9 protein-coding genes and 2 pseudogenes are annotated in these 13,812 nt (G+C 44.3%); all 11 read left to right on the forward strand.

The features are described 5' to 3' along the window. Window positions 1-136 precede the first annotated feature (136 nt). On the forward strand, window positions 137-1,495 hold the full coding sequence (locus WBS51_RS10075) for a KAP family P-loop NTPase fold protein (RefSeq protein WP_101879175.1): 1,359 nt from the start codon (window positions 137-139) through the stop codon (window positions 1,493-1,495). Between the two features lie 129 nt (window positions 1,496-1,624). Further along, window positions 1,625-1,825 (forward strand): annotated as a pseudogene (locus WBS51_RS10080) (hypothetical protein); the annotation flags it as partial. After that, window positions 1,822-4,356, forward strand: coding sequence for an ABC transporter permease (locus tag WBS51_RS10085; RefSeq protein ID WP_294462439.1), 2,535 nt, complete (start codon window positions 1,822-1,824; stop codon window positions 4,354-4,356). The pseudogene WBS51_RS10080 and the gene WBS51_RS10085, both read left to right, overlap by 4 nt. Window positions 4,357-4,429: 73 nt before the next feature. Next, the gene (locus WBS51_RS10090; RefSeq protein WP_173750126.1) at window positions 4,430-5,641 is read left to right on the forward strand and encodes an aspartate kinase; all 1,212 of its coding nucleotides are present in this window, start codon (window positions 4,430-4,432) and stop codon (window positions 5,639-5,641) included. Window positions 5,642-5,826: 185 nt separating this feature from the next. Next, on the forward strand, window positions 5,827-6,354 hold the full coding sequence (locus WBS51_RS10095) for a hypothetical protein (RefSeq protein ID WP_173750127.1): 528 nt from the start codon (window positions 5,827-5,829) through the stop codon (window positions 6,352-6,354). Window positions 6,355-6,370: 16 nt separating this feature from the next. Beyond that, window positions 6,371-7,498: an ROK family protein gene (locus WBS51_RS10100; protein WP_173750128.1), complete on the forward strand. Its 1,128-nt coding sequence runs from the start codon at window positions 6,371-6,373 to the stop codon at window positions 7,496-7,498. 115 nt (window positions 7,499-7,613) lie between these two features. Beyond that, complete coding sequence (locus tag WBS51_RS10105; protein ID WP_173750129.1) at window positions 7,614-8,663, forward strand: NAD(P)-dependent alcohol dehydrogenase; 1,050 nt, start codon at window positions 7,614-7,616, stop codon at window positions 8,661-8,663. A 165-nt stretch (window positions 8,664-8,828) separates the two neighbouring features. Further along, complete coding sequence (gene rlmD / locus WBS51_RS10110) at window positions 8,829-9,998, forward strand: 23S rRNA (uracil(1939)-C(5))-methyltransferase RlmD (protein ID WP_294462445.1); 1,170 nt, start codon at window positions 8,829-8,831, stop codon at window positions 9,996-9,998. Between the two features lie 306 nt (window positions 9,999-10,304). Beyond that, a complete protein-coding gene (locus tag WBS51_RS10115) occupies window positions 10,305-11,543 on the forward strand; it encodes a DUF3991 and toprim domain-containing protein (RefSeq protein WP_330489644.1) in 1,239 nt (412 codons plus the stop codon). A 12-nt stretch (window positions 11,544-11,555) separates the two neighbouring features. Then, the gene (locus tag WBS51_RS10120) at window positions 11,556-13,370 is read left to right on the forward strand and encodes a VirD4-like conjugal transfer protein, CD1115 family (protein WP_294462448.1); all 1,815 of its coding nucleotides are present in this window, start codon (window positions 11,556-11,558) and stop codon (window positions 13,368-13,370) included. Continuing rightward, window positions 13,343-13,648, forward strand: a pseudogene (locus tag WBS51_RS10125) (helix-turn-helix domain-containing protein); the annotation flags it as partial. The gene WBS51_RS10120 and the pseudogene WBS51_RS10125, both read left to right, overlap by 28 nt. Window positions 13,649-13,812 lie beyond the last annotated feature (164 nt).

Below are 13,812 nucleotides of genomic sequence, written 5' to 3' on the forward strand. Positions count from 1 at the left end.
CAGGGGCGAGAAGAACGTGCCTGCTGGTAGTTGTTGAAATAAAAAGGTATTGTTGATGTTTAGATTGTGTGAGACAATAGAGATGTTAATTATATTCAGCCATAATTGGAGTTCATGATAAAGGAGAATACAATATATGAAGAAATATGTTCAGGAAGCAACGGATATAAATATCTGGACATCCATAAAGAACAATACTTTTGAGAGAAATAAAGATATAAAAGAGTTTATAGATGGGTTAGAACTCATAGATGAAAGTGCTTGCATTAGCTTGGATGCGAAATGGGGAGATGGAAAGACATTTTTTGTCCGACAGATTGAAGAAGTGCTAAAATATGTGTTGGCAAATCAACGGGCAGATGAAGAAAATCCGATTGAGAAAATTCCATCTTATGAATATTTGAAGGACAATGAAATGATGGCTAAAATAGATTTGAAGCATTCTTATTTGCCAATCTATTATAATGCATGGATGTATGATAATCATAGCGATCCACTTATGTCCCTGTTGTTAGTCATGACAAAGACTTGCAAGGGAGTTTATGATACGAAAATAGATTCTGAAAAAATTAGTGAAAAACTAATAAAAGCATTGTCAACGTTACCTATTTCATTAGGTGAATTTAAGATGAATCCATTTACAGTAGCTGAAAAGCTACAAGTGAAAAAGGTAGATATTTTATCACTTGTACAGACTGAGGAAGAAATCCGGGAACGAGTAAAAGGAATCTTCAATGACATTATTGTAGAAAGAGCGCAGAAACTGATTATATTTATTGATGAATTGGATCGCTGCAGACCATCTTTTGCCATAGAAATGTTGGAGAGAATCAAACACTATTTTGATGATGAGCGTGTGATTTTCGTGGTGTCTCTTAATAAGGAGCAGTTAATACATACCATAACAAGTTATTATGGAAGTGGATTTGATGCAACCAGATATTTGAATAAGTTTTTTGATGTGAATATAAATCTTCCAGTAATGGATCGGTATCAAAAACAGTCAATAGAATTTTCTGAACAACGAACAGAGAGAAAATATTGGTTGCATCAACTAGCGGAAGAGTTGAGTGACTATTATCACTTATCTTTGCGAGATAAACTGATTTACAAGAGTCGAATTGAATCAGTACCAAGTTCTACAGGAACATACATAAGTTCAGAGTCATATTTTATATCACTATTTGTAGCATGTATTATATTACTTGATATTATTGATATTCCAGAAAAGAAAAAATTTTTAGAGGGGAAAAGTACTTTTGTTGCAAGCGTATTACCAGAGTTAAAAGCTTACCAGAGATTTGTAAATAGATTGATTGGAGATGGAAATAGTACAGTTGAAGAAAGTCAATTTCAAAGTAATTGCGAAGAAGTTGTGAAAGTATATAAATATGCATTTGAAACAGAATCAGATGAATATTATGAAAGGTTTGAAATAAGCCGAGAATTAAAACAAAAATGTATTGCAGCAAGCAATGGACATAAGTATTATTAATATATAAAAGCAAGTGGGGACTTCTGGAAAGAAAAGATCTGCTTGCTTTTAACGTATAAAGAAAATGTACACAGTACACAAATGTACATACCGTTAAAGCCCCTATTTTCAAGGCATAAGGGGATAGGGGTACAGTTTACTGATGAGCCAACCGGAAATCTGGACTCGAAGACCAGTGATGACGTTATCGGGCTTTTGAAAATGACGGGAAAAGAGTTTCACCAGACCATTGTGATGATTACCCATAACCCGGAAATCGCCCAGATGGCAGACTGCATTGTCCGTATTGAGGACGGAAAGATTGTACAGCAGCAGGGGAGGATATTATGAAGAAGAACAATTTTATGAAAACACTGACCAACCGTACGTTCTGTCAGAATAAGGGGCGCAATCTGGTGGCAGTGCTTGCTGTTTTTTTAACTACTCTGATGTTTACTACTTTATTTGTGCTCGCTCAAAGTATCAGCGAAAACATAATAACCATGAATTTTCGTCAGTCCGGGTATGATGCACAGATTTCTTTTAAAGAAATCACAGGAGAAGCAGCAGAGAAAATTGCAGGACATCCTAAGGTAAAAGGCGTTGGCGAGAGCATTGTCCTTGGGCTGGCAGAGAATGAAAAGCTGGCAGGACGCCAGGTGGAAATCCGTTGGGGAGATGATATGTATGCCAGCCATTCCTTTGCAGAACCAACAACCGGACATATGCCGCAAAAAGAAAACGAACTGGCAGCGGGAACAGAAGTGCTGGATAAACTGGGGATACCTCATAAGCTGGGAGAAGAGGTGACCTTGCAGTGGCGCAGGGATATCAACAGCCCGGAAGTGACAGAAAGCACTTTTACCCTCTGTGGTTTTTGGGAAGATAATGCTTCTTCCTATGCCAGCTATGCCTGGGTCAGCCGGGAATTCGCAGAGAAAATGACAGGGGGAGTGGAAAATTCAGAGGGACAGGTTTTGGGACTTCATATGGCCCAGGTGCATTTGAAAAATACGAAAAATATAGAAAGCACCATGGATAGCGTCCTAAAAGACACAGGTCTGAAAGAATTGGAATATGGGGTAAACCTGGCATATTCCCCGGAAATGGGGGTTCAGGCCGCGCAGGAAAGTCTGCCTATGTATGCAGGTATGTTTCTGGTATTTGTGGCAGGATATCTGATTATTTATAACATTTTCCAGATTTCAGTATCTGCAGATATTCAGTTTTACGGGAAATTGAAAACCCTGGGAACTACCAAAAAACAGATTAAAAAACTGATTTACGGACAGGCAAACCGTTTATGCGCCATTGGGATTCCCCTGGGGCTTGTTTTTGGGTGGCTTTTGGGCATGAAGCTGGTGCCAGGCTTGATTAGCTGGTCAGATGGAAGTGCAGTGGTTTCTGGCAGTCCTGTGATTTTCATAGGTTCTGCGGTGTTTGCATGGATTACCGTGTGGGTTTCCTGTCTGCGCCCGGCCAGAATTGCAGGAAAGATTTCTCCTATGGAAGCGCTTCGTTATTGTGACGCAGAGAAAAAAATCGGAAAGAAAAAACGTCCTAAAACGGTGTCCGTGGAACAGATGTCCTGGGCAAATCTCTGGAGGAATAAAAAGCGTACAATAACCGTGATTTTGTCGCTGACTCTGGCGCTGGTACTGCTCTCCGCTTTTTATGCAAAGAATGCTTCTTTTGATATGAATGTGTATCTGGAGGAACTGGCGGCTGCAACTTTACAGTTTGACGATGCAGACAGTGAAGAGCGGGTGAACGGGTATGACCCCACAGACAGCACTGTAGATGAGGCGCTTGTAGAAAAAGTGCAGCAGCTTCCGGGAAAAACAGAAGAGGGCTGTCTGTATTCCAGGGAATTTTCTATGAAGCTCAGTGACAACGCTGTGAAGAATATGGAGAATTATTATACAGAAGAGGTTTTGCAGGACTGGGCATCCTTTGACAAGGGCGGGGCCGAAGACTGCCGAAAAGCCATGGAAACCAAAGAAGTAACTGCCGAAATCATAGGACTTGAAGGGATTCCTCTGGACAGTATCACAAAAGAAAAATACCTTTTAGAAGGTACTTTTGACAAAGAAAAGTTTGCTGCAGGAAATTATCTTCTGGCAGAGGGACCAAGCACAGAGGAGAAAAATGTGACCATGCCTACGTATTCCGTGGGAGAAAAGGTGGAAATTCAGGGGAAAACCTTTGAAGTTATGGCTGTAGTAGCCCCTTTCAGTCCTGTGACAGAAGGTGCTTCTGAGGCTGGGGAGGACAACCGTTATACTATGGGCCTTCTTATGCCGGCAGAGCGTTTTTGCCAGCTCTGGCCGGACAGCACCATGAGAAAGCTGTATGTCAATGTGGAAGAAGAAAAAACGGCACAGGCAGAAGAAGAGGTGAGAACCTATCTGAAGGAAACGGGAAATCACTCCAATCTGACTTCTAAAGCCACCATTGCAGAGCAGTATGAAAAACAGACAAAATCCTCTGCGGTTATGGGAAATGCAATCAGCGTGGTGATTGCCATAGTAGGAATTTTAAATTTTATAAATAGTATGGTAACATCCGTTGTGAGCCGGAGAAAGGAATTTGCTATGATTCAGAGTGTAGGTATGAGCAAAAAGCAGCTGCGGAAAATGCTGATTTTAGAAGGGCTGTATTATGCGGGACTGACTTTGGCTGCGTCTTATGCTGTCAGCAGCTTGGTCATCGGAACCGTGATACGCAGTATGGTGGAAGGCGGCATGTCAAGCTTTCAGTTTACGCTGTTTCCACTGGTGGTTTGTACACCTATATTGGTGATTTTTGCGGTAGCAGTGCCCTATTTCTGCTTCCGGAATCTGGAGAAGCAGAGTCTGGTGGAAAGACTGCGGAATGAATAAAAGAAACAGGTGACTTTAACACTTCTTAGTGCTATAATGAATTTCAGAAATACAGACAGAGGAGAAGAACTTTATGCTTGCAGTAATGAAATTCGGTGGAAGTTCTGTAGCAGATTTGGGAAAAATCAGAAATGTAGCAGAACGATGCATTAAGAAATGGAAAGATGGAAATCAGGTGATTGTGGTGCTTTCGGCTATGGGAAAGACCACAGACGGGCTTATCAGCCAGGCGCAGCAGATTACGGATATGCCGTCCAGAAGGGAGATGGATATGCTGTTGTCTACAGGAGAACAGGTATCGGTATCCCTTATGGCCATGACCATGCTTCAGATGGGAGTACCTGCCATTTCTTTAAATGCATGGCAGGTGGCGATGCACACGACTTCTGCTTATCAGAATGCAAAACTGAAGAGAATTGATACAGAACGTATCCGCAAGGAACTGGATTCCAACAAAATTGTAGTGGTTACCGGTTTTCAGGGAATTAATAAATACGAAGATGTGACTACTTTGGGAAGAGGCGGCTCCGATACAACGGCAGTGGCTCTTGCAGCGGCCATGAATGCAGACGTCTGTGAGATATATACCGATGTAGACGGCGTATACAGCGCAGACCCCCGTATTGTCCCAAATGCCAGAAAAATGGAAGAGGTTACTTACGAGGAAATGCTGGAATTTGCTTCTCTTGGAGCAAAGGTATTACATAACCGCTGCGTGGAGATGGCGAGAAGATATAATGTAAAGCTGGTGGTGAAATCCAGTATGAGCGAAGCAGAAGGAACAGTGGTAAAGGAGAGCACAAAAATGGAAAAAATGCTGATAAGCGGTGTGGCAACCGATAAGAATATTGCGAAAATTACAGTGGCAGGAATGAAAGATGACCCGGAAAGCACATTCCGCCTTTTGAACCTGCTGGCCAAACACGGAATGAACATTGACGTTATGATTCAGTCTCTGGAAAAGGACGGAACCAAAACACTGACCTTTACCATTGCCAGACCGGATATGCTCATGGCAGCAGAACTTTTAAAACAGCACAGCGATGTGCTTGGAACTGTAAACATCAGTTGTGAGGAGGATGTTGCAAAAGTTTCCGTAGTCGGTGCAGGTGTCAGCTCAAATCCCGGTGTGGCAGCAAAAATGTTCGAGGCGCTTTCTGATGCAGGGATTAACACGGATATGATTACAACCTCGGAAATCCGTATCACCGCAGTCATTGCAGAAAATGAAGCGGAAGCAGCTATGCGGGCAGTGCATGACCGGTTTGCGGCTGAATGGGAATAAAGAACGTGTGAAATAAGGAACTGTCTTATGAAGCAGGCAGCAGAGATACCTAAAAGGGCTTTGCGGATGTGTATTCATAAGGCAGTTTTTGTTTTGGAGATTTTGGAAGAATTGGATAATTTACTGAAATAAAGCATGACAGGAAAATAGATAGATGTTATACTGGGAAAAAGGAGGAAGAAGGTATGGATATCAGAACAATTCTGCTGGTACTCTTATTTTTCGTGCTTCTTGGCTGGGTGGTTTTCTGCGGGGTACAGTTTTTCAGAAGCGGCGTAAAAGTAGTGGCAGACGGAGAATTTACCGGTCATATAAAGTGCGAAATATGTGGAACGGAGTATGAAGTAAGCGCCGGAGAATTTACAAAAAGTATTATGGCAAAATCTGTGAGAACGACAAAAACCCGTATTCAGAACGGTGCATTTGTAAACCGTCCCCACTATTCTTATTATGCCAAGAAGTTTTCCTGTCCCCATTGCCGGAAACGACGGTATGGACAGGTACTGAACATCAACGAGCTTCAGAAAAAAATGCTGAAGCCTTCTATTCGGGCCGGGGTGAAGTGGCTGGTTTTTATGGCTGTAGGCGGTGTGCTTATCTTAGGCGTTTTTTGGGTTCCCATGCGTGCAGCAAACAGAGCGGCAAAGGAAAGGGCAGACGAGATGCGGCAGGAGAGATATGAAGATTTGAAGGACAAATATGGAATAGAATAATTCATAGAGGCAGGATATGACAAAGAAACAGATAACAAATATTGAGGTGAAAAAGAATAACAGAAACCGGATTTTTCGCTATATCCGCAAAGCAGGTGTTGTTTCCAATCCGGACATTGCTTACCATCTGCAAATGAGTCTTCCCACCGTGACCCAGAATACAAAAGAATTTTTGGAAAGAGGACTTTTGCAGGAAGTGGGGGAACTGGCTTCTACCGGAGGCCGGAGGGCAAAGGCTTTAAAAGTTTGTGCGGATTTTCGGCTTGCAGCAGGAATAGATATTACCGGAAATCATGTGAGCATGCTCTTGGTGAATTTGCAGGGAGAGATTCTGGACTGTCAGAGATTTGCAAAACCATATGAAAAGGGAATGGCTTATTACCAGGAACTGGCACAGAATCTGGAAAGATTTTTGGATAAAAACCAGGTGGACAGAACTCGGTTCCTGGGATTGGGTATTTCCTTTCCGGGAATCGTAAATTTTGAGAAGAAGGCCATTACATATTCCCATGTGCTGGGGGTGGAATGGCTGCCCTTAGAGGAGGTCAGCGCCTGCTTTCCTTATGCCTGTTTTTTCCTGAATGATGCCAATGCTGGTGCGTATGCGGAGGGTCTGCAGGCAGACCGTGGGGAAGAGTTTTTCTATCTGTCTCTCAGTAATACCGTAGGCGGTGCAGTATTCGCCCACGGAGAGCTTTCCCAGGGAAAAAATTTCCGCTGCGGTGAAGCGGGACATATGACTCTTGTTCCGGACGGCGGGTTGTGCTACTGTGGTAAAAAAGGCTGTCTGGATGTCTATTGTTCCGCAAAAAGGCTGGCTGATACGAAAGAGGGAAACTTGGAGGCATTCTTTTCTGCTCTGAAAGCAGGGGAAGAAAAAAGTGCTGCACTTTGGGAGGATTACACAGATAAACTGGCTGTAGCGGTGAATAATCTTCATATGATACTGGACTGTGACATTGTACTGGGAGGGTATGTGGGCAGTTATCTGGAACCGTATCTGGATGCTGTCTGGAAAAAAATTTACCAGCGAAATACGTTTGGCGAGAGCATGCCTTTCGTAAGAGCCTGCCGGTATCAAAGGGGAGCGGCGGCTCTGGGAGCCGGATTAAGAGTCATCGAATCTTTTCTGGAAACCGTGTAAAACAGAGAAAATTACCATTTTTTTATTGACTTTTTTGTTCCTTTGCTATACTATAAAAACATAATAAAACTGTTTAATTAAGTATAAAATAAAGAAAATAAGCGGAGGGACAGCCATGGAAGGTAAAATGAAAACAGCGGTTATGCTGGAGATTGGTAAAATGGGATTTGAGGAGCGTGATATTCCCACACCGAAGGATGATGAAGTTCTGGTAAAACTGGAATATGTGGGTATTTGCGGAAGTGACTTGCATTATTATGAATCAGGGGCTATTGGAGATTTTATTGTAAAGCCGCCTTTTGTGCTGGGACATGAACCGGGCGGCACAGTTGTAGAAGTGGGCAAAAATGTCACCCATTTAAAAGTCGGTGACAGAGTAGCCTTAGAGCCGGGAAAAACCTGTGGACACTGTGAATTCTGCAAAGAAGGTAAATACAATCTCTGCCCGGATGTGGAATTTTTTGCAACACCGCCGGTTGACGGAGTTTTTCAGGAATATGTGGCACACGAAGCAGGGCTTTGCTTTAAACTGCCGGACAACGTAAGTACACTGGAAGGTGCTTTGATTGAACCTTTGGCTGTTGGTTTCCATGCAGCCATTCAGGGAGATGCGCACCTGGGACAGAAGGCCGTAGTTATGGGAGCGGGATGTATTGGTCTGGTGTCTATGATGGCTTTAAAGGCCAGAGGTGTGACAGAAGTTTATGTAGTGGATATCATGGAGAAACGTCTGGAAAAAGCCCTGGAATTAGGAGCGACCGGAGTCATTAACGGTGCGAAAGAAGACGTGGCAGCCCGTATAAAAGAGCTGACTGCTGGCAAAGGCGCAGACCTGGTAATTGAAACAGCAGGAAGTGAAATTACCACAAGACAGGCCATACAGATTACAAAGAAAGGTGCTACCATTGTGCTGGTAGGATACAGTAAAACCGGAGAAGTAACATTGCCTATGAGTATCGCTCTGGACAAGGAGCTGACCTTTAAGACGGTGTTCCGTTATCGTCATATTTACCCGATGGCTATTGATGCCGTGGCTTCCGGAAAGGTAAATCTGAAGGGGATTGTAACGGATATATTTGATTTGGATGATGTACAGAAGGCTATGGATTACAGTATTCATAACAAGGCGGAAATTGTAAAAGGTGTCATTAAAATTCACGGATAAGATTTTCAGGTAACAGAAGAAGACCCTCGTGTGTCAGAAGAAAAGCAGACATACGGGGGCTTTTTGTTGTATGAAAAAATATCAGAAAAAGCATGACGAAAGAAGTGGAGAATGGTATAATAAAGCCAATCATCTGCCCGGGAGGCAATTACAGGAGGACGAAAAATGGAAGAACAAAAGAGAAGCTGTGAATTGGAAAAAATGGGCTGCGGCGGCTGTAGTATGTTGTCTCTGTCTTATGAAAAACAGTTAAAAAAGAAACAGAAAAGATTGGAAAAGCTTCTTGGAAAATTCGGAAAGGTGCAGCCTGTGATTGGAATGGAGAACCCCTGGCATTATCGAAATAAAGTAATTTCGACCTTTACACGTGGAGAGGGAAAGAGGCTGCAGAGCGGAATTTATGCCCAGGGAACCCATAGGGTAATACCGGTAGAACGGTGTTTTCTTCACCAGCCGGCTTTGGATAAAGCTGTAGAGGCTGTGCGAAAAGCGGCAGTAGACTGCAAATACCAGCCTTATGATGAGGATAGAAGGACAGGGCTGATTCGCCATGTTTTAGTAAGGCATAGTCTGACGACGGATGAAGTTATGGCTGTTCTGGTAACAGCTTCACCGATTTTACCGGGCTCTAAGGCATTTGTAAAGAAGATTCGCGAATTTTGCCCTAATATTACCACCATTGTGCAGAATATAAATCCTCGTTCCACCAGTGCTGTTCTGGGTGACAAGGAGAAGATTTTGTATGGGAAAGGCTATATTACGGATTCCCTTTGTGGAGTGAAGTTTCGTATCGCGCCTTCGAGTTTTTACCAGGTGAATCCGAAACAGACGGAAATTCTATATCAGAAGGCCATCGAAGCTGCCGGGCTGAACGGGAAACAGACGGTTCTGGACGCTTACTGCGGTGTAGGGACCATTGGACTTACTGCAGCAAAGCATGCGAAAAGTGTTTTGGGCGTGGAACTGAATCAGAGTGCGGTTCGATGCGCGGTGGAAAACGCTAAGGAAAATCATTTGGGAAATGCCCGGTTTTTGTGCGGGGATGCCACAAGATTTATACAGAAGCTGGCGACCAGAGGAGAGCATATGGACGTGGTCTTTATGGACCCGCCCAGAGCAGGCAGCACTCCGGAATTTCTCCAGGCGGTAAGCCGTATGAGGCCGAAGAAACTGGTGTATATTTCCTGCAATCCGGAGACGCTGCAGAGGGATTTGGAGATATTGGTGAAGCAGAGATGGAAGGTGGAATGGATACAGGGAGTGGATTTGTTTCCGATGACGGAGCATGTGGAGACAGTGATTCTGATGACGTATTGTGGTAGTGACAAGAAATAACACCTATCAACCACAAGATGTTGTGGTTTTCTAAGAAAAAATCAGCAAAAAATGGGGCGAAAAACGAGCGTTTTTGCCCCTTATTTTTTGCCTGTTTCACAGATGACATCGGGTTTTGGACAGATGAAAACAGAAAATTCAGAGGATTGGCAGATGAAAAAAGCGCCGGTCCTCTTTTTTGTATATGCCCGTTTTTACAAGCAAAACAGAAGAATGACCGGTGATATTCGTTTTCTGCGCAGCGAATGAAACCGGTCTTTTTTTGTGTTCATATTCAAAGAATCGTACAGGAAGAAAGGAGTCAATATGAAAAAAATCACAACCGAAGAATTTAAGAATATGAGTCATCAAGAGGGACTGATCCTTCAGGGGTGTGGCGGTGACCTTCAGGAATGGATAGATGGAATCAATGGAATTCTTCGGGAACAGGGAATTCTTTTAGATGGAAAGCCGCTGGATGATGTTGCAGTCTTTCAGTATGAAGGGCTTACCAATCTGCTCTTTGCCTTTGGGAAACACAAACTGGATATCGGTAAACTTGCCATTTGGAGAATCCAAACCCGTGAGCAGTTTGGAGGAACCTGGCTCTCCGATTATGTGGAAAACAAACTGGGCGGTTTTTCAAAGAGGCAGCAGGCAAAACCGGATTGTCCGCTCATTGGTGAAGATGGAAATATTTTTAATCTGATGGGAATCGCATCCCGAGCATGGCTTAACTTTCCTGCAAGCTATCAAACAGTTCAGCATCTCTTCTCTGTACTTGGGGATGACCATGCAACAGAAAAGGGAGGTTTTGCAATCGATTTTGTCCGGACATATTATAATCAGAGTTTTCCGGATGCAGTCACGATGCTGCTTGGCGGAGAGCAGGGACAGATCTATCGGGAAAGCAAACCACAGGAACAGGAACCGGCAAAGCCGTTTGTATTGCCGGAAGCGCATACCGATATGCACCGTGTGTTTGCTTACCTGATCAAGACACGGTGTCTGGACCACAGGGTCGTGTCAGAATTTGCAAAAGCGAAGATGCTCTATGAAGATGCAAAATATCACAATGCAGTATTTGTGGGATACGATGCACAAGGAATTCCTCGTCATGCGCATAAGCGCGGAACGTATACCACCGGCGATGCGTTCAAAGGAAATGTGGACAGCTGTGATCCGCGGTACAGTTTTCATTGGATTGGGCAAAGCGATACAGTGTATGTATTTGAAGCACCGATTGATATGCTTTCGTTTCTCTCCTTCTACCGGCAGAACTGGAAACAGCACAGCTATGTGGCACTTTGCGGTGTAGCAGAGCATGCATTGATGCGGTTGCTGACAGACGCACCGCATGTGAATAAAATTGCCTTGTGTCTGGATAACGATAAAGCGGGCGTGCAGGCACGGGAGCGTATACAAAAACATCTTGCAGAGCGAGAATACCGAAACGTATTCTCGCTCTTTTCAAATCGGAAAGACTGGAATGAAGATCTGCAGGCATTGAGCAAGCCTCCGCCGGAGCCGGCAGAGGAACAACAGCCGGTCATGCAGATGGGATGAAAGGAGGCTGTCATGCAGACACATCAGATTGTATTATTCGTGTGCATTGGGCTTGGTATGTTCGCTGTGATTGGTGGTCTGGCACTGCTGTCCAATTACTATACACTCAACGGGATTAAGTCACGGACGGTTGGAGACGGGCAGCACGGAACCGCACGGTTTGCAACAGAAAAAGAAATCCGGGAAACGTATGCTCATATCCCCTATCAGCCTGAAAAATGGAGGAAAGGAGAATCGCTTCCGGCGGAACAGGGTTTGGTGGTCGGATACAAAAAGAAAGGCGGAGTGGTTACAGCGTTGGTAGACAGCGGAGACATCCATTGCCTGATGATTGGTGCGGCCGGTGTCGGTAAGACAGCTAATTTTCTGTACCCCAATATTGAGTATGCCTGTGCATCCGGTATGAGTTTTCTGACCACAGACACGAAAGGCGATTTGTTCCGAAACTATGCCGGAATTGCGAAAAAGTATTACGGATATAAAATCTCTGTTCTGGATTTAAGAAATCCTACCCGCTCGGATGGAAATAACATTCTGACACTGGTCAACAAGTACATGGATGAATACCTGAAAGATAACCGTAATCTTGCAGCAAAAGCAAAGGCAGAAAAGTGCGCAAAGATTACGGCAAAAACCATCATCTGTTCCGATGGTGCGTCTGCCAGCAGCTATGGGCAGAATGCATTTTTTTATGATGCGGCGGAAGGGCTGCTGGCATCCGTAATCCTGTTGATTGCGGAATATTGTGAGCAGGAGAAACGCCATATCATATCCGTGTTTAAATTGATTCAGGATCTGCTGGCTCCATCCCCTGTCAAGAACCGAAGCCTGTTTCAGCTTTTGATGGATAAGCTGCCGCCAACACATAAGGCAAAATGGTTTGCCGGAGCTGCGCTCAACAGTGCGGATCAGGCAATGGCGTCTGTGCTTTCCACTGCAATGTCCCGCTTGAATGCGTTTCTGGACAGTGAGATGGAACAGATCCTCTGCTTTGACAGTTCTCTGGATACGGAAACATTCTGTAAAGAAAAATCAGCCATTTTTATTGTTCTTCCGGAGGAAGATAATACGAAATATTTTATGGTGTCGCTGTTTCTGCAACAGTTGTATCGTGAAATGCTGACCATCGCTGACGAGCATGGCGGGAAGCTGCCGAACCGTGTAATGATGTTTGCGGATGAGATTGGTACGATCCCTAAAATTGAATCAATGGAGATGATGTTCTCTGCAGGACGTTCCAGACGGATCAGCATGGTTCCTATTATCCAGAGCTTTGCACAGTTGGAAAAGAATTATGGAAAGGAAGGCTCCAGCATCATCATTGATAACTGTCAGGACATTCTGTTTGGAGGATTTGCACCGAATTCGGAAAGTGCGGAGATTTTATCGAAAGCACTTGGAAACCGGACCGTTCTGTCCGGCTCCATCTCCAGAGGGAAGAACGATCCGAGCCAGAGCCTGCAGATGATGAGCCGTCCTCTAATGTCACCGGACGAATTGAAAACACTTCCAAAGGGACATTTTGTCCTTGCAAAAACGGGAAACTGTCCTATGCAGACACAGCTTCCTCTGTTTCTTAAATGGGGGATTCAGTTTGGCGATGCGTATGAGGTGCCGGAGCAGGCTACCAGAAGTGTGAAATACGCAGATCGCTTTGAACTGGAGCAGGAGATTGTACGGCGCAGAGATGCGGAAGATGATGAATGGGAAGAACCGCCAATGTCTGATGCTGATGGAACACGCAAGGGCGGTCAGCAACAGTCACAAGTGCAGACAGCGAGAGAACACAGCAGCATACCAAGACGTCCTCCGCTGAGAACCGATTAGGAGGTGATCCGGGTATGGGGTATTTTTCTAATATTTATAAAGCAGAACTGCCCCATCGTGCCAAAACCGTGTATATGTATTTGAAAGACCGAAGCAATGCACAGGGACAATGCTATCCGGCGATTGGTACCATCGCAAAGGAACTGCATCTGTCCCGGCGCACGGTGGAACGTGCGATTCAGGATTTGATTACAGCCGGACTCTTAAAGAAAGAACAACGTTGGCGGGAGAACGGAGGCAGGAGCAGTCTGCTGTTTACCTTGATAGACTGCAATTAAAAAATAGCGCCACCAGGGGGGACATCTGTCCTCTTGGTGGCGTATGGATGTGGACTTTAGTCTGTTTCGCCCATTGGAGTTTTTCGTTGATCCGAAAAATGGAGATGGGCGAAACAATAATCCACCCGCTATGCGGGTGCGCGTCGATTGTTATACAAAAAAAT

It is taken from the genome of Blautia acetica (genome assembly GCF_038739805.1).
Lineage (GTDB): Bacteria > Bacillota > Clostridia > Lachnospirales > Lachnospiraceae > Blautia.

Excerpts from the sequence above, each read along its gene's own strand:
- WBS51_RS10090 (WP_173750126.1), top strand. The coding sequence starts at position 4,430 with ATGCTTGCAGTAATGAAATTCGGTGGAAGTTCTGTAGCAGATTTGGGA.
- WBS51_RS10075 (WP_101879175.1), top strand. The coding sequence starts at position 137 with ATGAAGAAATATGTTCAGGAAGCAACGGATATAAATATCTGGACATCC.
- WBS51_RS10100 (WP_173750128.1), top strand. The coding sequence starts at position 6,371 with ATGACAAAGAAACAGATAACAAATATTGAGGTGAAAAAGAATAACAGA.
- WBS51_RS10105 (WP_173750129.1), top strand. The coding sequence starts at position 7,614 with ATGGAAGGTAAAATGAAAACAGCGGTTATGCTGGAGATTGGTAAAATG.
- rlmD (WP_294462445.1), top strand. The coding sequence starts at position 8,829 with ATGGAAGAACAAAAGAGAAGCTGTGAATTGGAAAAAATGGGCTGCGGC.
- WBS51_RS10115 (WP_330489644.1), top strand. The coding sequence starts at position 10,305 with ATGAAAAAAATCACAACCGAAGAATTTAAGAATATGAGTCATCAAGAG.
- WBS51_RS10085 (WP_294462439.1), top strand. The coding sequence starts at position 1,822 with ATGAAGAAGAACAATTTTATGAAAACACTGACCAACCGTACGTTCTGT.
- WBS51_RS10095 (WP_173750127.1), top strand. The coding sequence starts at position 5,827 with ATGGATATCAGAACAATTCTGCTGGTACTCTTATTTTTCGTGCTTCTT.
- WBS51_RS10120 (WP_294462448.1), top strand. The coding sequence starts at position 11,556 with ATGCAGACACATCAGATTGTATTATTCGTGTGCATTGGGCTTGGTATG.